Source organism: Pseudomonas sp. G5001 (assembly GCF_013385475.1).
Taxonomy (GTDB): Bacteria; Pseudomonadota; Gammaproteobacteria; order Pseudomonadales; family Pseudomonadaceae; genus Aquipseudomonas.
Genome location: NZ_JACAPZ010000062.1, coordinates 61252 through 85976, shown reverse-complemented (window position 1 = coordinate 85976; position 24725 = coordinate 61252). Strand labels below are relative to the sequence as shown.

The window sequence follows — 24725 nt, the reverse complement described above, 5'->3', positions numbered from 1 at the left end:
GCTGTAAGAGCGGAACCCTAAGTGGCCGTTACCGCAGCAACGGATATGTACACTCACGAAACCCGCTCCCCAACCACAACCCCATCCCGCCACCAAGCCGCCAAACTAAAGACGTTCGGCGCCTTGAGCAGCGAAAAATGATTCCCCGGCCCATACCAAACCTCCAACACCCCCACGCACCCGCGCCACCCCTCAACCATCAACCCCTGCTCCCGCTGATTCCCTGCCGCGTCCAGGGTCGGATCCTCCGCCAACACCAACCGCACCACCCCCTCATACCGCCGACCAGGCCGATAAACCGTGCGCAACGCCGAGGCATACGTGCGCGCCGGCCCATCCATCGCCTCCACCGAAGACCGCGCAGGCAACAACCCAACCCCCACCATCCCCCCATGCAACAACCTTCGCTGCTCCACTTCATCGCGCCCGGCAAAATCCACCGCATCAATCCCAAGCGACTTACCCGAAGCCACCTGCATCGACTCCACCAACCGCAACAACGCCGCCGTCGTGGTATAGGGCCGGCCCACCACCCCATTGCCCCCGGGCGCCTCGCTGTCGATCAACGTCAACGACGCCACCTCACGCCCCTGAGCCTGCAACCGCGTGGCCATCTCGAACACCACCCAACCGCCAAACGAATGCCCCACCAAATGCACTGGCCCCGAAGGACATTCCTGCTCCAGGGCCTGCAAATAACAGCGCGCCGCCGCCTCAACCTGGCTATGGGGCACCACCTCCCCATCCAGCCCACGGGGCTGCAAGCCAAAGATCGGCCAGTCCCGTCCCAACGCCTCGGTCAACCCTACAAACCCCGTCACGCTATCCCCCGCCCCCGGCACACAGAAGATCGGTGCCTGCCCGGCGCGACCACTCTGGATCCGCAACAACGGCTGATGCACCGCCACCGCCGGCGCCTCACTCAACGCCAGGGCCTCAACCATCGCCTGCCCCAGCGCCTGGATATGCGGTGCCTGCATCATGCTCTGGTGATCCCCCGGCACCTCAATGCGGCGCAATTGCCCCACGGCCAGTGCCTCATCCCATCCCAAATCCAGGCTGCGCCGCGAGAGTTCCGTCGGCCGCTCGGCGGCGCTGAACAAGTGCACCGCCAGCGGCATCGGGAACAGGCTGTAATGCGCCAACGCATGCCCATGCCCGACTTCCCGCTGGATAAAACTCAACAGGTCCGCGTCCGAAGCCGCCGCCATCTGCGCGTACAACAAATGCCGATCGCGGCAGCGTTGCAGCAAACCCGCAAAGTCCAGCTGTCCAATGTCCGCTTCCAGTTGCTCAAGGCTCGCCAACTCATCCACACCTCCCTGTGCCTTCCAATACGCCGTGCACTGCAACAGCAAATGCCGCTTGAGGGCATCCGGCCCGCTCCAGCGCGCCTTGCCCTGGTCGGTCATGCGCGGCACGTAGCTGTCGATCAACCCGAGGAATGCCACCGGTTCGTCCAGCCCCTGCAGTTGCATCGCCACTTCATAGGCCAACACCCCGCCGAACGACCAACCCGCCAGCCGATACGGCCCATGGGGCTGCACCGAGCGGATGATCCCCACCAGCCGCGCCGCCAGGCCTTCCATGGTCTGCAACTGCACCTCGCCAAGGGGTGCACCGGGCAGGCCATAGATCGGGTAGTCCCCCGGCAGGTGCCGACCCAGCGCCGGGAAATACACGTCCATGCCGCTGAACTCATGCACCAGGAACAACGGCGGCTGGCTGCCGCTGGCGCGTACGGTGATCAGCGAGCTGTTGTCCTCCCGCGCCGTGCGCTGACCGAGCATCGAGGCAACCGAGGCCACGCTGGCGTGCTGGAACAGCTCGGCCAACGACACCTCAAGCCCCGCCTCTTCCATCAGGTTGACCAGCCGGATCGCCAGCAACGAATGGCCACCCAGTTCAAAGAAACTGTCATGGCGACCGACCTGCTCCAGCCGCAACACCTCGGCCCAGAGGCGTGCCAGGGTCTGTTCCAGCTCGTTCGCCGGCGCCTCGAACACGAGGCTCGCCGATGCCTCCAGCGCGGGCACCGGCAAAGCCTTGCGGTCGACCTTGCCGTTGGCTGTCAGGGGCATTTTTTCCAGCGGTACATAGGCCGATGGCACCATGTAGTCCGGCAGGTGCTGCAGCAGATGACTGCGCAACCCTTCGATGGCCAGCGGCTCGCCGGTGTAGTACGCCACCAGGCGCTTGTCCCCCGGCGCATCTTCTCGTGCCAGCACCACCACATCCTTGATGCCGCTGCAGGTGGCCAGGCGTGCTTCGATCTCGCCCAACTCGATGCGGAAGCCGCGGATCTTCACCTGGTCGTCATTACGCCCGATGCACTCCAGCAGTCCGTCCGCCGACCAGCGCCCAAGGTCGCCGGTGCGGTACAACAAGCCATCGCCAAACGGATCATCGACAAACTTCTCGGCCGTCAGCTCCGGCCGGTTCAGGTACCCCTTGGCCACGCCATGCCCGCCAATGCAGATTTCCCCGACCACGCCCAGCGGCACCGGCTGCAAGTGCGCATCCAGCAGGTGGATTTGCGTGTTGGCAATCGGCCTGCCGATCGGCACGCTTTCGGCATCGGCGGCGATGGCCTGCACTTCATGCGTGGTGGCGTAAGTGGTGGTTTCCGTCGGGCCGTAGCAATGCACCAGCCGCAGTGCCGGCGCCTGGGCCAGCAGGCTGCGGAACGCCGCCGGGTCGGCCCGTTCGCCGCCGCACAACAGGATGCGCAGCCCGGCCAACGCGTCGGGAATCAATTGCACGTACTGGTTGAACAGCGCAGTGGTGACGAACAGGATCGTCGCCCCGCCCGCCTTCAGTGCCCGGCCAAACGCGCCGGGGTCGAGCAAGGTCGCATGGTCGATCACCAGCACCTGGCCACCGTTGAGCAAGGGGCCCCACACGTCCATGGTGCTCGCGTCGAACGCCGGGTTGGAAGCGAACGCCACGCGGTCATGGGCGTTGAAATCGGCGTAACCGTTATTGATCACCAGCCGCGTGATGCCCCGGTGCGGTACCAGCACACCCTTGGGGGTGCCGGTGGAACCGGAGGTGTACATGATGTACGCCACACGCTCCGAGGACTGCGACAGGTCCGGGTTGTGGCTCGGTTGCGGGTCCAGCGCCAGGGTGTCGAGGTCGATACGTCGGGCCGGGTAAGCGACGGGCTCGCTGCTGTGGGTCAACAGCCACACTGCGCCACTGTCCTGCACCATAAAGGCCTGACGCTCGGCCGGGGCGTTGATGTCCAGCGGCACGTAGGCCGCCGCGCATTTGAGGATTGCCAGTTGGCTGAGCAACAGGTCAATCGAGCGCGGCAACAGGATCGCCACATGGTCGCCGGGCTGCACGCCCAGGTTGCGCAGGTGGTGCGCCAACTGGTTGGCTCGGGTGTTCAGCGCGCCGTAACTCAGGGTGTGTTCACCATGCACCACTGCGATAGCACCCGGGCGTGCCTGGGCCTGGGCTTCGAACAAACGCTGCACCGTATGTTCGTGAGGGAATTCGCGCTGGGTGGCGTTGAATTCCATCCGCAGTTTTTCACGCTCCGCCGCCGGCAGAATCGACAGTTGGCTGATTGAGCCCCCTGCATTCTGTTCCAAGGCCTGCACCAGTTGCTCCAGGGCAACATGCAGGTACTCGCAGAGGCGTGGCGCGCCCTGCCCCATGGCGTCAAAGCCAAACCCGTCGCCCAGGTCATCGACACTCAGGGACAGTGCAAAGTTGGTACGTTCCTCGGCCTTGAGCACCTGCATGCCCTGCCACGCCTCGGCTACGCCGCCAGCGTGCGGGGCGCTGTGGCGATAGTTGAACAGCACGCTGAACAGCGGCGTATTGGCCGGCAGCCCGCTGCAACGCTGGGCCAGGGCCAGTGGCGCATGTTCGTGACTGAGCAACCGGGTCAGGCTTGCGTGGGTTGCCATCAGCGCTGCGTGCACCGTGCGCTCACCCAGGTCGACCCGCAGCGGCAAGGTGTTGATGAACACGCCCAAGGCACGTTCGGCGCCTTCGCCGCCTTGCAGCCGGCCCAGCAATACGGTGCCGAACACCACCTGCTCGCGGCCGGAAACCTTACCCAGCACCTGCGCCCAGGCCAGGTGCATCAGGCTCGCAGCACTCACCCCAAGCTGCCGTGCCAGGGTGCGCAGGCGCCCGTTCAACAGCGGGTCGACGCGCAAATGTGCCTGTTGCGCTTCACCCGGTGCACTCAATGCCAGCGTCGGCTCATCGACCTCCCCGAGCATCTCGCGGAAGAACGCTTCGTGCTCTTCCTCGCGCATGCCCAACCGCGTCTGCGCCACATAATTGCGATACGGCACCGCCGCCCCCAACTGCTCGCGCCGGCCGAGCAAGCACGCCTGCATCTCGTGCTGCAGCACCTCCAGCGCAACGTGGTCCATCACCAGATGATGGAACAGCAACAACGCAACCACCCGCTGGTTGGCCGGGTCCTCGGCGTACACCAGGCGCATCAGCGGTGCCTGAGCCAAGTTCAGCCGATGCTGTTCGAAGCGCGCCTGCAATTGCGCCAGCACATTGCCCGTCGCCTGAACCGCCTCAACCCGCAGCGAGGCCTGGCGCCACACCACCTGCACCGGTTCTTCCAGCCCGTCCCAGTGCATCGACGAGCGCAGGATATCCTGCCGCTCGATCACCGCCTGCAACGCCTGGGCAAACGCTTCAAGGCGCTCGACGCTGGCGAAGGCAAACTGCGCCTGCAACAGGTACGCGTCACCCTGTTGCACTGCGCGATGGTGATACAGGATCCCGGCCTGCAACGGCGCCAGCGGGTAGATATCCTGCACGTTGGCCGCGCCGCCGGGAATGCTCGCGACAAGGCGGTCGATGGCGGGTTGCTTCAGGTTCACCAGCGTCAGCATGTCCGGGGTGATCCGCGTGCAATCCGCGGCGATCCCATTGGCCGGCACCACGACTTCGCGACCACCACCCACGGCAGCCGCCAAGGCTGCAAGGGTGGGTTGACCAAACAGGACTTTCACATCCGCCGACAACCCGACCCGACGCATGCGGCCGATCAGGCTGGCGGCCAGCAGCGAATGGCCGCCCAGCTCGAAGAAATGGTCGTGCCGACCGACACGCTCCACCTTGAGCAAATCAGCCCAGAGGCCGGCCAAGGTGATTTCGGTCTCACCCACAGGCGCGACGTACTCCCGGGCGCTCACCGATTCCAGGCCCGGCGCCGGCAGTGCCTTGCGGTCAAGCTTGCCATTGGGGCTCAGAGGCAAGGCCTCCAGGTGCATGAAGGTCGCCGGCACCATGTAGTCCGGCAACTGCTCCAGCAGATGGCTGCGCAGGGCGTCGATGTCGGCCTGCGTGCCGGTGTAGTAAGCCACCAGCCGTGAATCGCGGGCGACCACGGCGGCTTCGTTGATCTGCGGGAATTGCAGCAGTCGCGCCTGGATCTCCCCCAGTTCGATGCGCAAGCCACGGATTTTCACCTGGTCGTCATTGCGGCCCAAATACTCGATGGTGCCGTCCGGCAGGTAGCGCCCGACGTCGCCGGTGCGGTACATCCGGCCGGCGCTGAACGGGTCCTTGAGGAAGCGCTCGGCGGTCAGCTCAGGACGGTGCAGGTAACCCCGCGCCACTTGCACACCGCCGATGAACAGCTCGCCCACCACACCCAATGGAACAGGCTGCAACTGCCCGTCCAGCAGGTACATGCGGGTGTTGGCAATCGGCTTGCCGATGGGGGTGTTGTCCGGCGTGGCGGGCCCGGCGCAATCCCACGCTGTCACGTCCACCGCCGCTTCCGTCGGGCCATAAAGGTTGTACAAACCGATGCCCGGCAACTGCTGTTTGAAGCGGCGCACCAGGCTGCCGGGCAACGCTTCACCACTGCACATCACCCGCACCAGCCCGGCGCTCTGGCTGACGTCGCCGTGGGCCAGGAACACATCGAGCATAGACGGCACAAAGTGCAGCGTGGTGATCTGCTCCGCCTCGATCACCTCACACAGGTAGGCCGGGTCTTTATGCCCGCCAGGACGCGCCATCACCAACCGCGCGCCGGTGAACAGCGGCCAGAAGAACTCCCACACCGACACGTCGAAGCTGAACGGGGTTTTCTGCAACACCCTGTCCTGGGCAGTCAGCCCGTACTCGTCCTGCATCCACAGCAGGCGGTTGACCACGCCCGCGTGCTCGTTGATCACGCCTTTCGGTTGGCCGGTAGAACCCGAGGTGTAGATCACGTAGGCCTGATGCTGCGCGGTCAGCCCATCCACTCGTGGGTTGGACGTTGGTTGGTGCTGCCAGGTGTTCCGGTCCAGGTCCACCAGCGGCACCGTGACGTCGTCCAGCAACGAACGGGGTTCGCCCTGTACCAGCACGGCGGCCGGTGCGCTGTCCTTGAGCATGTAGGCGATACGTTCCAGCGGATACGCCGGGTCCAGCGGCACATAACCGCCGCCCGCCTTGAGGATCGCGAACAGACCAATGACCATCTCCAGGCCGCGCTCGACGCAAATTGCCACCCGCGAATCCGGCTGTACACCCAGCTCCCGCAGATGGTGCGCCAACTGATTGGCCCGTTCGTTCAGCTCGCGATAGCTCAGGCACTCCGAGCCTGCCTTCACCGCAAGCGCATCCGGCGTTCTCGCCACCTGGGCTTCGAACATACCGTGCAGCGTCTGGTCGAGGTTGTAATCCACTGTGGTGTTATTGAAGTCGAACAGCAGATGCTGGCGCTCCTGATCGTCCAGCAAGTCAGCCTGCTCCAGCACCGCCTGATCGTTATCCACCATGGCCTGCAGCACGCGGGTGAAATAGCCGACATAGCGTTGCATGGTCGACTCGTCGAACAACGCGATGGCGTATTCCAGGGTGCCGCGAATTTCGCCCCGGGTCTCGCCGAGGTTCAGGGACAGGTCGAACTTGGCAAAGTGACTGTCCTCCACAATGCCTTCAAGGCTCAGGTCGCCGAGGGCCAGCACCGGCGCGTCACTGTCCTGCCAGGTCAACATCGTCTGGAACAGCGGGCTATGGGCCAGGCTGCGCAATGGCCGGGTGATTTCCACCACCTGCTCAAACGGCAGATCCTGATGAGCCTGGGCGTCCAGCGCCAGCCCCTTGACCCGCGCCAGCAGCGCCTCGGCGCTCAGCTCGCCCGAGGTATCAATGCGCACTGCCAGGGTGTTGACGAACAACCCGATCAGGCCTTCCACCTCGGCCCGCTGGCGGTTGGCGACTGGCGAGCCGATCACCACTTCCTCCTGCCCGGCCAAACGCGCGAGCAACGAGGCCCACGCCGTCATCATCACCATGTACAGCGTGGTACCGTGGCGTTGGCTGAGGGCCTTGAGCCCGGCGCTCAGGCGCTCATCCAGGTGCACCTCGACGCTGCTGCCGGCGTAGTCCTGCTGGGCCGGGCGTGGACGGTCGGTCGGCAACATCAGCAACGCCGGCGCACCGGCCAGGGTGTGTTGCCAGTAGCTGCTCTGGCGATGCAGCACTTCGCCGCTCAGCCACAGGCGCTGCCATACGGCAAAGTCGCTGTACTGGATCGGCAACGGCGGCAGTGGGTCAGCCTCACCGTGGCTGAACGCCTGGTACAGCGCCATCAGTTCGCGGGTCAGCACGCCCATGGACCAGCCATCGGACACAATGTGGTGGATAGTCAGCAGCAACACGTGGTGATCGTCGGCCATGATCACCAGGCGCCCGCGCAACAGCGGGCCGCGCTGCAAATCAAAAGGCGCCGAGGCTTCGCCCTGGATCAACGCGTCAAGCACCTGCTGTGCTTCGGGGTGGCGACGCAGGTCCTGGACTTGCAGGGGCATCACTTCTTCAGGCGGCACGATCAGCACCTGGGCGTCGTCATCCTGCTGGGCAAACCGGCTGCGCAAGGTCTCATGCCGCGCGACGATCCGTGCCAGGGCCCGTTGCAACGCGTCGACGTGCAACTGCCCGCGCAGGCGCAGGCCGATGGGAATGTTGTAGGCGGTGTTGGCGCCCTCCATCAGCGCCAGGAACCACAGGCGTTGCTGGGCAAACGACAACGGCAACTCCGTGTCCCGCGCCACCGGCAGGATATCCGGCAAGGTGCTGCGCCCGGCCTGGGCCACTACCTGCGCCACCGCCGCCAGTTCAGCATTGGCGAACAGTTCGCCCAGTGCCAGGTCGACCCCCAGTTGCTGGCGAACCTGGGACACCATGCGCATGGCCAGCAACGAATGGCCGCCCAACTCAAAGAAATGATCCTGGCGCCCGACGCGCTGCACCTGCAGCACGTCCGCCCAGATCTGCGCCAGTACGGTTTCGATGTCGCCGTGGGGCGCCTCGTATTCGCGGGTGAAGACCGCGGCCAGGTCCGGCTTTGGCAGGGCCTTGCGGTCCAGTTTGCCGTTGGCAGTCAGGGGCAACGCATCGAGTTTCACGTAGGCCACCGGGACCATGTAGTCCGGCAAGTGCGCCACCAGATGGGTGCGAATTGCGCTCACTTCAAGCGGTTCGAATTGCGGGTTTTCGGTGAAGTAAGCCACCAGCCTTGGCTGGCCCGGTTGGTCTTCACGGGCCAGCACCACCACTTCCTGAAGGCCAGGCAGCTGGTTGAGGCGGGTTTCGATTTCCCCCAGTTCGATGCGCACACCGCGGATTTTCACCTGGTCGTCGTTGCGGCCCAGGTACTCGATATTTCCGTCCGGCAACCAGCGCGCCAGGTCGCCGGTGCGGTACATGCGGCCCGAATTGAATGGGTCATCCAGGAAACGTTCGGCGGTCATTTCCGGGCGATTGAGGTAACCCCGCGCCACGCCCTTGCCGCCCACATACAGTTCACCGGCAACACCCAAGGGCACCGGGCGCTGCTGTTCGTCCAGCAGGTAAACCGTGGCATTGGAAATGGGCTTGCCGATGTGCAACGGCTGCCCGGGCTCGATCCGCCCGGAGGTCGCCACCACCGTGGCTTCGGTGGGGCCGTAGTTGTTGATCACCTCGAAACGCTGGGCCCGGGTGAACTGGCGCAGGCGGTCGCCGCCAATCAGCAAGGTGCGCAGGGTCGGGTGTTCGATGTTCTGGCTGAACGCATATTCGGCCACCGGCGTGGGCAGGAAACATACGTCCAGCGGTTGCGCGCGCCACCAGTCCAGCAGCGCGTCGATATCTTCGGCGCCGTCGTGGGCCGGCGGCAGGTGCAAGGTGGCCCCCACGCACAGTGCCGGCCAGACTTCCCAGGCCATCGCGTCAAAGCCAAACCCGGCCACGCTCGCGGTGTGGCGGCCTGCGCACAGGTCAAACGCGGTGCAGTGCCAGTCCACCAGGTTGGCCACGGTGTGATGTTCCACCATCACGCCCTTGGGCAGGCCGGTGGAGCCGGAGGTGTAGATCACGTAGGCCAGGTTGGTGGGCGTGACGGCCACCTGCGGGTTGCTCGCCGAATGGTGGTGCCAGGTAAAACGGTCCAGGTTGATCACCGGCACATCGAGCGCGGGCAGGCGCTCCAGCAATGCATGTTGGGTCAGTACCGCGACCGGGGCGCTGTCGCCGAGCAGGTAGCTCAGGCGCTCGGCCGGGTGCGACGGGTCCACCGGTACATAGCAGGCGCCGGACTTGAGGATCGCCAGCAACCCGGCCAGGGTGTCCAGCCCGCGCCGGGCAACGATGGCCACGCGATCGTCGGGTTTTACCCCCAGCGCCAGCAGGTGATGGGCCAGCAGGTTGGCTTGTTGATTCAACTCGGCATAGGTCAGCTGGCGGCCTTGATACACCGCGGCCACCGCGTCCGGGGTCAGCAGGGTCTGGGCCTCGATACGCCCATGCAGGGTGGTGCCTTGCGGGAAGTCGATGGCTGTCGCGTTGAACTGCTCCAGCAAGTGCCGCTGCTCCGCCTCGGGCAACACCGACAAGCGATTCAAGGGTGTTTCGGGTGCCTGTTCCAGCGCCTGAACCAGGTTCCCCAGGGCAGTTTGCAGATAAGCGCACACCCGCTGCGGATCAACCTGGGCGCTGGCCAACAGGCTCAGGCTGAAGTCTTCGCCCAGGTCGTCGACGCTCAGGGTCAACGGGTAGTTGGTGCGTTCCTCGGAGCGCAACGCTTGAATACCCTGCCAGGCCGAGACCGCTTCGGCGCTCGCGCCGCCTGCGCTATGGCGGTAGTTGAGCAACGCGCTGAACAGCGGCGTCGGCGCCACTACACCGCTGCAACGCTGGGCCAGGGCCAGCGCCGCGTGTTCGTGACGCAGCAAGGTGGTCAGCCGGGCATGGGTCGCCTTGACCCCGGTGCGCACGTCTTCGGCGCCTACATCCACCCGCAATGGCAAGGTGTTGATAAAGATCCCCAGGGCACGGTCGGTGTCGTGGCTGCCCTGCATGCGGCCCATCAGCACCGTGCCGAACACCACCTGTTCCTTGCCCGCCAGCACTCCCAGCACCTGGGCCCAGCCCATGTGGAACAGGCTCGCGGCGCTGACGCCCAACTGCCGGGCCTGGGCGCGCAAGCGCCGGCTCAGCTCCGGGGCCAGCGGCAGGCTGATCTCCTGGATGTTGTCGCCGTCGCCCTGCACATCCTGCAGGCCGTAGGGCAAGGTCGGCTCGCTGATGTCGCCGAGCATCTGCCGGAAGAACCCTTCGTGCTCCTGCTCGCTGATGCCCAGGCGCGCCTGGGCGACATAGTTGCGAAACGGCACCGCCTGGCCCAGTTCAGCCGCCCTGCCCAGCAGGCAGGCTTGCATCTCGTGGCAGACCACTTCCAGCGCGCTGTGGTCCAGGGCCATGTGGTGGAACAACAGCATCGCCACCACCCGTTGGCCGGCTTCATCCCAGGCCCGCACCAGGCGCAGCAGCGGCGCGCGGGTCACGTCCATGCGGTAGTGGCGGCCATCGAACAGGCGATGCAACTGGGCGGCGATATCGCCGTCTGCCGGGTCCAGTTCAATCGCCTGCACCGGCAGGCGCGCCGTGCGCCAGACCACTTGCGACGGCTCTTCCAGGCCTTCCCACACCACGCCGGTCCGCAGGATGTCGTGACGGTCGATCACCTGTTGCAAGGCCAGGGCAAAGCCCTCGAAACGCTCAAGGCTGTCGAAGGCAAACAGCGACTGCATGATGTACGGGTCGCCGTGTTCGGCACTCACATGATGGTAGAGGATGCCCTCCTGCAACGGTGCCAGCGGGTAGATGTCCTGCACATTGGCGACGCCACCCTCGACGGTCTCGAGGATACCGTCGATGGACGCCTGGCTGAGGGTCGACAGGCTCAGCATCTGCGGGGTAATCGAGGTAGCGCCCGGTGGAATGCCATTGGCCGGCACCTGCACCTCACCGGCCTTGGTGGCCGAGTACTCCCCGGCCTTGATCAGCTCGATCAGCGCCGGCTTGTGTTCGCGCAGCGAAGCCACCAGTGCCGCGTCGCTCAGGGCCTGCTTGTTGCCTTGCACCGACAACTGATCGCCCTTGAGCGCCAGTTGCACATCCTTGGCCTTGAGTGTCGCCAACAGTTCGATGATGCTCACAGGACGATCTCCATTCGTTCGGTAATTGCGGCGTAGCCGGCCAGGGTCGGCTGTTCGAACAGGCCCCGCACATCGGCTTCCATGCCTTCCTGACGCAAGCGTCCGATCAAGCTGACGGCCAGCAACGAGTGCCCGCCCAGCTCGAAAAAGTTGTCGTGACGCCCGACCCGCTCCACCTTCAGCAGCTCGGCCCACAGCCGCGCCAGGGTGATTTCGGTAGCGCCCACCGGGGCTTCGTACTCGCGCACGATCAGTGATTCCACACCCGGCGTCGGCAAGGCCTTGCGGTCGAGCTTGCCGTTGGGGCTCAGGGGCAGAGCGTCGAGATGGACGAATACCGCGGGCACCATGAAGTCCGGCAAGCGCGCCAGCAGGTGCGCCCGCAGTAGCTCGATATCGGCCGGCACGCCGGTGTAGTACGCCACCAGGCGTTCGTCGCGGGCCAACACGGCCGCTTCCTTCACCTGTGGGTACTCGGTCAGCCGCGCCTGGATTTCTCCGAGTTCAATACGCAGGCCACGGATTTTTACCTGGTCGTCATTACGGCCCAGGTACTCGATATTGCCATCCGGCAGGTAGCGCCCGACGTCACCGGTGCGGTACATCCGGCCTGGGTTGAACGGGTTCTTGAGGAAGCGCTCGGCCGTCAGCTCGGGACGGTGCAGGTAGCCGCGAGCCACTTGCACACCGGCGATAAACAGCTCGCCCACCACGCCCAGCGGCACCGGTTGCAACCGGGCATCCAGCAGGTACATGCGGGTGTTGGCAATCGGCTTGCCGATAGGCGTGTTGTCCGGCACCACGGGCCTGGCGCAGTTCCAGGCGGTCACGTCCACCGCGGCTTCCGTCGGGCCATAGAGGTTGTACAAACCGATGCCGGGCAATTGCTGCTTGAAGCGCCGCACCAGGCCGCCGGGCAAGGCTTCGCCGCTGCACATCACCCGCAGCAGCCCGGCGCCCTGGCTGACATCACCGTGGGCCAGGAACACATCGAGCATCGACGGCACGAAGTGCAAGGTGGTGATCTGTTCTGCCGCGATCACCTCGCACAGGTAAGCCGGCTCCTTGTGCCCGCCGGGGCGTGCCATGACCAGCCGCGCACCGGTGAACAGGGGCCAGAAGAACTCCCACACCGACACATCGAAGCTGAACGGGGTTTTCTGCAGTACCGCATCAGTGGCGTTCAGGCCGTAGGCGTCCTGCATCCACAACAAGCGGTTGACCACACCCGCGTGCTCGTTGATCACGCCCTTGGGTTGGCCGGTGGAGCCGGAGGTGTAGATCACGTAGGCCTGGTGCTGCGCGGTCAACCCGGGAACCTGTGGGTTGGACACCGGCTGGTGCGCCCAGGTGTTCTGGTCAAGATCCACCACCGGCACCGTCACGTCGCCCAGCAACGAACGGGTAGCGCCCTGCACCAGCAGCGCCGCGGGCTGGCTGTCTTGCAGCATGTAGGCGAGGCGATCCAGCGGGTACGCCGGGTCCAGCGGCACATAACCACCACCGGCCTTGAGGATCGCAAACAGACCGATGACCATCTCCAGACCACGCTCGACGCAAATCGCCACCCGCGAATCCGGCTGCACGCCCAGTTCCCGCAGGTGGTGCGCCAGTTGGTTGGCGCGCTGGTTCAGCTCGGCATAGGTCAGGCATTGCTCACCCGCCTTCACCGCCAATGCATCCGGCGTGCGCTCGACCTGGGCCTCGAACAGGCCGTGCAGGGTCTGCGCCAGGTCGTAGTCAACCTCGGTGGCATTGAAATCAAACAGCAGTTGCTGACGCTCTGCATCCCCCAGGATCGGCAGGCGGTCAAGGGCCTGGTGCGGCGCGTGCTCCAGGGCCTCCACCAACTGGGTCAACGCCATCTGCATATAACCGCAGACCCGTTGTGCGCCTACCTGGGCCGGGGTCAACGCGGTGAAGTCATAACCATCACCCAGGTCATCGACGTTCAGGGTCAACGGATAGTTGGTGCGCCCGTCATTGGTCAGGGTCTGCATGCCTTCCCAGGCGTGCTGCGCGTCCTGTGAACGGGTGGCGCCGCCCCGGTGGCGATAATTGAGCATCGAGCTGAACAGCGGCAGCGGCGCCGCCACCCCGCTGCAACGCTGGGCCAGGGCCAGGGAAGCATGTTCATGGCCCAGCAGCGCGGTGAGCCGGGCATGGGTGCTGCGCACGCTGTCGCGCACGCCTTGCCCGTCGATATCCAGGCGCAATGGCAGGGTGTTGATGAACACGCCAAGGGCCCGGTCCGCGCCCTCGCCGCCCTGCATCCGGCCGACCAGCACCGTGCCAAACACCACATTCGGCTTGCCCGACGTCACCGCCAACACCTGCGCCCATGCCAGGTGGAACAGGCTCGCGGTGCTCACGCCCAGCAGGCGTGCCTGGGCCCTGAGGCGCCGGCTGACGGCAGCGTCCAGGTGATGCGTGACTTCTTCGATATCCCGACCATCGCCCTGCACATCCTGCAAGCCAAACGGCAGCGTTGGCTCATGGATATCGCCAAGCATCTCGCGGAAGAACCCTTCATGTTCCTGCTCGCTGACACCCAGTCGCGCCTGCGCCACGTAGTTGCGATAAGGCATCGGCGCGGCCTGCGGTGCGGGGTGCCCCAGCAGGTAGCCCTGCATTTCCCGCAGCACCACGTCGAACGCGGTGTGGTCCAGCACGATGTGGTGATACAGCAGCACCGCCACCACCCGCTGATTGGCCGGGTCGTTGGCGTACATCAGGCGGATCAGCGGCGCCTGAGCGATGTCCAGCCGGTAGCGCCGGGCGTCGAAACGCTGATGCAGGCCGGCCAGCACATCACCGTCCAGATGCAGCGCTTCGACCGTCAATCGAGCCTTGCGCCACACCACTTGCACCGGCTGCGCCAAGCCTTCCCAGACCACACCGGTCCGCAGGATGTCGTGGCGGTCGATCACCTGCTGCAAGGCCTGGGCGAAGCTGTCCAGGCGCGCCTGGGTATCGAATGCCAGGTGCGATTGCAGCAGGTACGGATCGCCCTGCTCCGCCGTGATGTAGTGGTAAAGAATGCCTTCCTGTAACGGTGCCAGCGGGTAAATATCCTGCACATTGGCGGCGCCACCCGGCACGCTGGCGACGATCTGGTCGATCATCGGCTGATCCAGCTCCACCAATGGCAGCATCGAGGGCGTGATGCGCGGGCAATCGGCGGCGATGGCATTCACCGGCACCACCACTTCCCGGCCACTGCCCACTGCCGCTGCCAATGCCGCCAGCGTCGGCTGGCTGAACAGCACCCGCACATCGGCGCTGAGGCCGGCCTGGCGCATGCGCTCGATCAGGCTTACCGCCAGCAAGGAATGGCCGCCCAGCTCGAAGAAGTGGTCATGGCGGCCCACTTGCTCCACCTGCAACACCTCGGCCCAGATCCGCGCCAGGGTGGTCTCGACTTCGCCGCGTGGGGCTTCATATTCCCGGCTGAGCACGGCGGCCTGATCCGGTGCCGGCAGCGCCTTGCGGTCAAGCTTGCCGTTGGCGGTCAACGGCCAGCTGTCGAGTTTGACGTAGGCCACCGGCACCATGGCCTCGGGCAGTTGGCTGTGCAGCTCGGCGCGCAGGGTTTCGATAACCAGCGGGGTTTGCTGGGTGAACCAGGCCACCAGGCGGCCGTCGCGCACCAGCACCACGGCTTCCTTGACGCCGTCGACGGCGGCCAGGCGGGTTTCGATTTCTCCCAGCTCGACGCGCACGCCCCGGACTTTTACCTGGTCGTCGTTGCGGCCCAGATATTCAATGTTGCCATCCGGCAGCCAGCGCGCCAGGTCGCCGGTGCGGTACATGCGGCCCGGGTTGAACGGGTCATTGAGGAATCGCTCGGCGGTCAGGTCCGGGCGATTCAGGTAGCCGCGGGCCACGCCGCGGCCGCCTACATACAGCTCACCGGCCACACCCACCGGCACCGGCCGTTGTTGTGCATCCAGCAGGTACACCGTGGCATTGGCCATCGGCTTGCCGATATGCAGCGGCTGGCCGGCGCGCACCCGGCCAGAGGTGGCGACCACCGTGGCTTCGGTGGGGCCGTAGTTGTTGATCACCGCGAAACGTCGCTCATGGCTGAACTGGCGCAGGCGATCACCGCCGATCAACAGGGTGCGCAAGCTTGGGTGCTCAAGGTCCTGGCTGAACGCGTACTCGGCCACCGGGGTGGGCAGGAAGCTCACGTCCAGCGGCTGGGCCAGCCACCAGGCCAGCAGTTCGTCGATGTTTTCATTGCCGACATGGGCCGGTGGCAGGTGCAAGGTCGCCCCCACGCACAATGCCGGCCAGACTTCCCAGGCCATGGCATCGAAACCGAAGCCGGCCACGCTGCTGGTGTGGCTGCCGGCCTGCAGGTCGAAGGCTTCACAGTGCCAATGCACCAGGTTTTCCACGGTGCGGTGTTCCACCATCACGCCTTTGGGCTGGCCGGTGGAGCCGGAGGTGTAGATCACATAGGCGAGGTTCGCCGGGGTCAGGCTGGAGACGTGGGGATTGGTGCCGTCGGGATAGGCGCCATGCAGATCGACGATGGCGATATCACCGAGCACGCCACGGGTGCTCTCTTCGGCCAGGACCGCGACCGGTGCGCTGTCTTGCAGCAGGTAAGCGATGCGCTCGGCCGGATAGGCCGGGTCTACTGGGACGTAGGCCGCGCCCGCCTTGAGAATCGCCAGCAGGCCCGCCAGCATCTGCGGGCCGCGTCGGCAGCAGATCGCCACACGGTCGTCGGGCTGTACGCCCAGCGCCAGCAGGTGATGGGCCAGTTGGTTGGCGCGCTGGTTGAGCTGTTGGTACGTCAGGTGCTGGCCGTCCTGGCTCACGGCAATCGCCTGCGGCAGGCGCAGGGCCTGGGCTTCGAAAGCGCCGTGCAGGGTCTGCCCTTGCGGGTAGTCGCGGGCGGTGGCGTTGAAGCTGCGCAGCAGGTGTTCGCGTTCGCGGGCAGGCAGTACCGGCAACTGATGCAACGGCGTTTGCGGCGCGTGCTCAAGGGCCTCCACCAGTTGCTCCAGCGCACTGTGCATGGAGTCGCACAGGCGCTGCGCGCCGATGGATTCCAGCGCCAGTACCGTCAGGCCGAAGCCTGTGCCAAGGTCGTCCACACTCAGGGTCAGCGGGTAGTTGCTGCGCTCTTCGCCGCCGAGCAACTGCACGCCTTCCCAGATACCGTGGCCGTCGCGGGCCATTTCGCCCGGGGTGCTGTGGCGGTAGTTGAGCAAGGCACTGAACAACGGCATCGAGGTCGGCACGCCGCTGCACCGCTGGGCCAGCGCCAGGGACGCATGCTCATGGCCCAGCAAGGCACTGAGCCGGGCGTGGGTCGCCTTGACGCCGGCACGTACCGCGTCGGCACCCACCTCCACCCGCAGCGGCAAGGTGTTGATGAACATGCCCAATGCCCGGTCGGCACCTTCGCCGGCTTGCATGCGGCCCATCAATACGGTGCCGAACACCACGTCCTGACGGCCCGACACCAGCCCGAGGACCTGGGCCCACGCGAGGTGCATCAGGCTCGCAGCGCTGACCCCCAGTTGCCGCGCCTGTTCACGAACCCGCAGCGCCAGCCCTGCATCGACGGGCAATTCGGCCTCTTCGATATCCCGGCCATCGCCCTGCACATCCTGCACGCCGAAGGGCAGCGTGGGCTCGTCGACATCGGCGAGCATTTCGCGGAAGAACTGCTCGTGTTCCTGGGCGCTGACACCCAGGCGAGCCTGGGCCACGTAGTGACGGAACGGTGCGGCGGCCGGCAAGTCATCGGCCTGGTTGAACAGGAACGCCCGCATTTCCTGGCCGACCACTTCCATGGCCGTGTGGTCCAGTGCCAGGTGATGGAACAGCAGGATCGCCGCGACCCGCTGGTTGGCCGGGTCCTGCGCATACACCATGCGCAGCAGCGGCGCCTGGGTGATATCCAGGCGATAGTGGCGGGCATCAAAACGCGCGTGCAGTTGTTCGATCACATCACCATCGGCCGGGTCCAGCGGGATGTTCTGCACCACCAGTTCGGCCTGGCGCCACACCACTTGCACCGGGCTGTCCAAGCCTTCCCACACCACGCTGGTGCGCAGGATATCGTGGCGCGCCACGACCTTTTGCAGCGCGCCCATGAAGGCCTGCAAACGCTCGACGCTGTCAAACGCCATGCGCGATTGCAGCAGGTAGGGGTCACCCTGTTCGGCGCTGATGTGGTGGTAGAGGATGCCTTCCTGCAACGGCGCCAGCGGGTAGATATCCTGCACGTTGGCCGCACCGCCGGGCACCGTGGCCACGATGCGGTCGATGGCCGGCTGGTCCAGCTTGACCAGGGTCAGCATCGACGGCGTGATGTGCTCGCAGCCAGGCGCAATGCCGTTGGCCGGCACCACGATTTCCCGGCCACTGCCCACCGCCGCCGCCAGCGCCGCCAGGCTTGGCTGGTTGAACAGCACCCGCACATCGGCGCTCAGGCCGGCCTGGCGCATGCGCTCGATCAGGCTCACCGCCAGCAACGAATGGCCGCCGAGTTCAAAGAAGTGGTCAAAACGCCCGACACGCTCGACCTTCAGCACGTCCTGCCAGATTTGCGCCAGCAGGGTTTCCACCTCGCCCTCCGGGGCTTCGAAACCACGGCTGAGCAGCGACGCCTGATCCGGCGCAGGCAGGCCCTTGCGGTCCAGCTTGCCATTCGCGGTCAGCGGCAACAGTTCCAGCCAGACATAGGCCGACGGCACCATGTAGTCCGGCAGCCGGCTTTGCAGGTGCGCTCGCAACGCTTCAATGCCCAGCGGCGCCTGGGCGGTGTAGTAAGCCACCAGGCGCTTGTCGCCGGGCTCATCTTCACGGGCCAGCACCACCGTGTCTTTGACGCCGGAAACGCTGGCGAGGCAGCTTTCGATTTCACCGGGCTCGATACGGAAACCCCGGATTTTCAGTTGATGGTCATTGCGGCCCTGGTACAGCAAGGTGCCGTCCGCCTGCCAGCTCGCCAGGTCGCCGGTGCGGTACAGCAGCCCATCGCCGAACGGGTCGACGATAAATTTCTCGGCGGTCAATTGCGGCTGGTTCAGGTAACCCTTGGCCACACCCGCGCCACCGATGTACAGCTCGCCAACCACGCCCAACGCCACCGGCTGCTGCCGTGCATCCAGCACGTAGGCACGGCTGTTGCCAATCGGTCGACCAATCGGAATACCGCCCTCACCCACCGACTTGATCTCGAAGGTGGTGGAAAACGTCGTGGCTTCGGTGGGGCCATAGCCATTCAGCAGGTGCTGCGGCGCGCCGTGCTCAAGCACCCGGGCGATCACCTGCGGGTCGAGCACATCGCCGCCGACGATCAGGTAGCGCAGTTGCCGGAACATCGGCATCAACCCGTCGGCGTACTGATGGAACAGCCCGGCGGTCATCCACAACACGCTGACGGATTGCTCCTGCAACAGGGCGCCAAACGCGGCCTGGGACAGCAACGTGGCATGCTCGACCACCACCACGCAGCCGCCGTTGAGCAACGGCGCCCACACATCGAGGGTGCTGGCGTCGAACGCCGGGTTCGAGGCGAAGGCCACCCGGTCGCGGTGATTGAAGTCGGCATAGCCGTTGTTGATCACCAATCGAGAGACGGCGCGATGGGGCACCTGCACACCCTTGGGCGCGCCGGTTGAGCCGGAGGTGTACATGATGTACGCCACGCTTTCGGCAGACTGGGACAGGTTCGGATTATGGGCCGGCTGATTGTCGAGGTTCAGCCCGTCGAGATCACGCAGCACCTGCCCGGCGTGACTGTCCTGCACCATGAACGCCTGGCGTTCGTGCGGCGCATTGATGTCCAGCGGCACGTACACCGCCGCGCACTTGAGGATGGCCAGCTGGCTGACCAGCAGGTCGATGGAACGTGGCAGCGCGATGGCCACGCTGTCGCCCGGTTTTACACCCTGGTCGATCAAATAGTGGGCCAGGCGATTGGCCCGCAGGTTGAGTTCGCGGTACGTCAGCGACACGTCGCCGTGCACCACCGCCAGCGCGTCGGGGCTGGTCAGGACGCTGGCTTCGAAGATCCCGTGCACGGTGTGCGCAGCCGGGTAGGCGCGGGCAGTGGCGTTGAAGTCCACCAGCACTTGATGCCGCTCGGCGGGTGGCAGGATCGACACTTGATGCAGCGGTGTGGTCGGCGCCTGTTGCAGTGCCGTGACCAGGTTGCGCAAGGCGCTGAGCATGTAGTCGCCGACGCGCTGCACATCCACCTCCGCCACGCCTTGCACGGTCAGGGCAAAGCCTGCGCCGAGGTCGTCGACGTTCAGCACCAGCGGGTAGTTGCTGCGCTCCTCGGAACTGAGGATTTCGATCCCGGCGTCGGCGAACGGGCTGGCGCCCGGCGCTTCACCCGGCGCGCTGTGGCGGTAGTTGAGCAAGGTGCTGAACAACGGCAGCGCACCGGACACGCCACTGCATCGCTGGGCCAGGGACAAGGAGGCATGTTCATGCCCCAGCAACTGTGCCAGCCGCGCATGGGTGGCGCGCACGCCAGCCTGCACGCCCACCGCGCCGACACTGACCCGCAACGGCAAGGTATTGATGAACATTCCCAGCGCCCGGTCGGCGCCCTCGCCGCCGTGCAGCCGGCCCAGCAGCACGGTGCCGAAGACCACGTCGTCCTGGCCCGAGACCTGGCCGAGGACCTGGGCCCACGCCAGGTGCACCAGGCTTGCGGCACTCACCCCCAGTTGCCGGGCCTGCTCGCGAAGGCCCAGGCTGAGGGCCGGTTCCAATGCCACGTGCGCTTCGCGCACACCGCTGCCGTCGCGGTTCACGTCCTGCAAGCCGAAGGCCAGGGTCGGCTCGTCGATGTCGCCGAGCATTTCGCTGAAGAACGCCTCATGCTGCGCAGCGCTCACACCGAGGCGCGCCTGGGCCACGTAATTGCGGTATTGCACGGCGTCCGGCAGCAGGCCGGTTTCGCCTGCGAGGCTGGCGCTCATTTCTTCTACCAGCACCTGCAACGCGGTGTGGTCCAGCAGGATGTGGTGCAGCAGCAGGATGCCGACATGACGGCCCTGATCCTCGGCGTAGGCAAAGCGCATCAGCGAGGCGCGGGACAGGTCGAGGCGATAGTGGCGTGGGTCGAAGCGTGCTTGCAGTTGTGCCAGAACGTCGCTGTGTGGATCCACGTCGACCTGCTCAACCACCAGCAGTGCCTGGCGCAACACCACCTGCACCGGCTCGTCCAGGCCTTCCCACATGATGCCGGTGCGCAGAATATCGTTGCGCTCGATCACGCTTTGCAGCGCACAGATAAACGCCTCGACCGGCTCATGGCCGCTGAAGCTGAACTGCACCTGCAACACGTAGGGATCGCCCTCGGTGGTCGCCAGGTGGTGATAGAGGATGCCGGCCTGCAACGGGGCCAGGCCGTAGATGTCCTGCACGTTGGCGATGCCGCCGGGGACACTGGCGATGATATGGTCGATGGCCTGCTGGTCGAGATTCACCAGCGGCAGCATGTCCGGGGTGATGTGCCGCGTCGCTTCGCCGATCAGGTTGGCCGGGACCTGCACTTCATGTTGCCCGCCCACCGCAGCGGCCAGCGCAGCCAGGGTCGGCTGGCCGAACAGCACCCGCACATCGGCGCTCAGCTCGAGCTGGCGCATGCGCTCGATCAGCTTGACCGCCAGCAACGAATGGCCGCCCAGCTCGAAAAAGTTGTCCTGGCGCCCGACCCGGTCGACCTTGAGCAGGTCTTGCCAGAGATTCGCGATCGCGGTTTCCACCGCGCCTTGTGGCGCTTCATAACCACGACGGGCCAGGGCATCGGCGTCCGGTGCCGGCAAGGCCTTGCGGTCGAGCTTGCCGTTGGTGGTAAGCGGGAACGCGTCGAGCAGCACAAAGGCGCTGGGCACCATGTACTCGGCGAGGGACAGCAGCAGGTGGTCACGCAGCTCAGCGGCAGTGGGCGTGTGTTCAGGCTGGGCAATCACGTAGGCCACCAGGCGCTTGTCGCCCGGTTCGTCTTCGCGGGCAATCACCACGGCTTCGCGCACACCTTCGCAGGTGGCCAGGCGTGCTTCGATCTCCCCCAGTTCGATACGGAAACCGCGAATCTTCACCTGGTCGTCGTTGCGCCCCAGGTACTCGACACTGCCGTCGGCCAGCATCCGGCCGAGGTCACCGGTCTTGTACAGGCGCAGGCCGGTTGCGGAATCCGTCAGAAAACGTTTGGCCGTCAGCTCATCGCGGTTGAGATAACCCCGCGCCACGCCGGCACCGCCGACGTACAACTCCCCGACTACGCCGCTCGGCACCGGTTCGCGGCGGGCGTCCAGCACATACAGTTGCAAGTCGGGAATGCGCACGCCAATCGGGCTCACGCCCACCCGCTGTGCATCCGCCGCCTCCAGGGCACGGTAGGTCACATGCACGGTGGTTTCGGTGATGCCATACATGTTGACCAACCGCGTACCGGCGTTGGTCACCCGGGCGTACCACGGCTTGAGAATCCCCGGTTCCAGGGCTTCACCGCCGAAGATCACCTGGCGCAGCGAGTGCAGTTGCTGGCTGCGGCCCTGCGCCGCGATCAACTGGCGGAACGCGCTCGGGGTCTGGTTGAGAATACTGACGCCGGCTTCGCACAGCAGTGCGTAACACTCGTCCGGCGAGCGGCTGACCAACTGCGGCACCACCAGCAACTGCCCGCCATGCATCAGCGCGCCCCAGATCTCCCACACGGAGAAGTCGAAGGCAAACGAGTGGAACAGCGCCCAGGTGTCATTGGCGTTGAACTTGAACCAATGCTCGGTGGCGCTGAACAGTCGCGCGACGTTGCGGTGTTCGATCATCACGCCCTTGGGCAGGCCGGTAGAGCCGGAGGTGTAGATCACATAGGCCAGGCTGGACGCGCTGATTGCAACGTTGGGGTTGACGATGGGCTCGTGCTGCAGGCTGTTGAGGTCGATCGACGTGACGTCGCCCACCAGGTGGCGGGTGTCGTCCTGCACCAGCACCGCCAGCGGCGCGCTGTCTTTCAGGGTGTAGGCGATACGGTCCAGCGGGTAGGCCGGATCGATCGGCACATAACCCGCCCCAGCCTTGAGAATCCCCAGCAGGCCAATGATCATTTCCAGCCCGCGTTCGACACAGATCGCCACCCGGTCGTCGGGGCGGATGCCATGCTTGAGCAGGCAATGCGCAACCTGGTTGGCGCGCTCGTTCAGCTCGCGGTAGCTCAGGTGTTCGTGTTCAAAGCGCAGCGCGATGGCTTCGGGATGGCTGGCGGCATGAGCTTCGACTTGCTGGTGGATCAGGGCTGAATCGGCGTAGTGCCGGGTGCTGGCGTTAAGGCCATGCAGCAGATGCTGGCGTTCGGCGGCAGGCAGGATGCCCAGGTTGTGCAACGGTGCATCTGGCGTTTGTTCCAGGGCCAGCACCAGGTTTTCCAGGGCGGTGTGCAGGTAACCGGCAATGCGCGTCGCGCCGATGGAGGCGTCCACCATCACGGTAAAGGCAAAGCCTTCGCCCAGGTCATCGACGTTGACCGTCAGCGGGTAGTTGGTGCGTTCTTCGGCGCCCAACACCTGGATGCCTTCGGCGATGTCGATCACCGCCTGGGTGTCCGAGGCATCGCTGTGACGGTAATTGAGGATGGCACTGAACAACGGCGTGGGTGCGGCCACACCGCTGCAACGCTGGGCCAGGGCCAGGGAGGCGTGTTCGTGATCGAGCAGTTCGGTCAGGCGCTTGTGGGTGGTGTGCACGGCGGCGCGCACGCCTTGTTCGCCTACATCCACCCGCAGCGGCAGGGTATTGATGAACATGCCCAGGGCCTGGTCGGCACCCTCGCCCGCGCCCATGCGGCCGAGCATCACGCTGCCAAATACCACGGCTTCGCGAGCGGAAACCTTGCCCAGCACCTGGGCCAGCGCGAGGTGCATCACGCTGGCCGGGCTGACACCCAACGGTCTTGCCTGGGCCCTTAGACGGCGACTTAGATCGCCGTCGACGGCAATGCGGGTTTCGTCGATGCCATGCCCGTCACCCTGAACATCCTGCAGGCCGAACGGCAGGGTTGGCTCGTCGATATCGGCCAGCATCTCGCGGAAGAACGCTTCGTGAGCCTGTTCGCTGACGCCATGGCGGACCTGGGCGATGTAGTTGCGAAACGGCACCGGTGCACTGGCGTGTTCGGTCTGGCCGGCGAGGTGCAGCTGGATCTCCCGGCGCACCACGTCGAGGGCGGTGTGGTCGAGGATGGTGTGGTGGAACAGCAGCATGGCGACCACACGCTGGTTGCGCGGGTCTTCGGCGAACACCAGGCGCAGCAGCGGTGCCTGGCCGAGGTCCATGCGGTAGTTGCGGGCGTCGTAGAGGGCTTGCAGTTGGGTCAGTACATCGCCGTCGAGGCGGGCTTCTTCGCAGGCCAGCGAGGCCTTGCGCCAGACGACTTGCAGGGGTTCGTCGAGGCGATCCCAGGCCATCGAGGTGCGCAGGATATCGTGGCGGTCGATGACCCATTGCAAGGCCTGGGCGAAGGTTTCAAGACGGGCACGGCTGTCGAACACGAACTGCGCGTGCAGCACGTAGGGGTCGCCCTGGTGCGCTGACAGATGGTGGTAGAGCATGCCTTCCTGGAGCGGCGCCAAGGGGTAGATATCTTGCACATTCGCCGCCCCGCCGGGGATCGCGGCGACGATGCGGTCGATGGCGGGTTGGTCGAGGTTGACCAGGGGCAGCATGTCCGGGGTGATGCGATAGGCCGGGCTGAGCCAGTCGCCGCCGTGTTGGGCGACGAGGTCGAGCAGTTGGGGTTTGTGGGCGATCAGTTGGTCCCATAGGGCGTCATCCAGCGCGTCGTCGTCACCCAGGATGATCAGGTCGCCTTCGTCCATTTGCAGGCGGATCGGGTGGGTGGAAAGAGCTGCCAGTAATTTGCTGAACTGCATGGGGTAACCTGCTTTTTTGAGTCGGATACGGTTGAGGAGAAAGTCCGTTTTCAGCTGTCGCGTAAGTGCCTGGGAGGCCCGGTTTAAAGCGCGGGCGCAGTCGTGGGCCGGGAGGCTTCCCGCAGGGTTGGGAAATTAGAGGATTCGGGGGGTGGGGGGTGACATGGGAAGCGGGGACAAAGCGGCTGGCGTGGGGGAACTTTCGTATTTGTTGGATGGGGGGCATATCCGTTATTTGGGTGATGGCTTCGATTGGTTCCGCTCTTACAGCGGCTCACTTTTGAAGAGCGCAAAAGTAAGCAAAACGCTCTTGCCCCACCACTCGGCACCTCGC

The 24725-nt window shown here is 65.4% G+C and carries 2 protein-coding genes; both read right to left on the bottom strand.

The features are described 5' to 3' along the window. Positions 1-53 precede the first annotated feature (53 nt). Positions 54-11471: a non-ribosomal peptide synthetase gene (locus HX805_RS31900; protein ID WP_177117650.1), complete on the bottom strand. Its 11418-nt coding sequence runs from the start codon at positions 11469-11471 to the stop codon at positions 54-56. Then, positions 11468-24391, bottom strand: a complete 12924-nt coding sequence (locus HX805_RS31895) for a non-ribosomal peptide synthetase (RefSeq protein WP_177117649.1) — start codon at positions 24389-24391, stop codon at positions 11468-11470. The genes HX805_RS31900 and HX805_RS31895 overlap by 4 nt, the downstream gene beginning before the upstream one ends. Positions 24392-24725: the final 334 nt, after the last annotated feature.

Excerpts from the sequence above, each read along its gene's own strand:
- HX805_RS31895 (WP_177117649.1), bottom strand. The coding sequence starts at position 24,391 with ATGCAGTTCAGCAAATTACTGGCAGCTCTTTCCACCCACCCGATCCGC.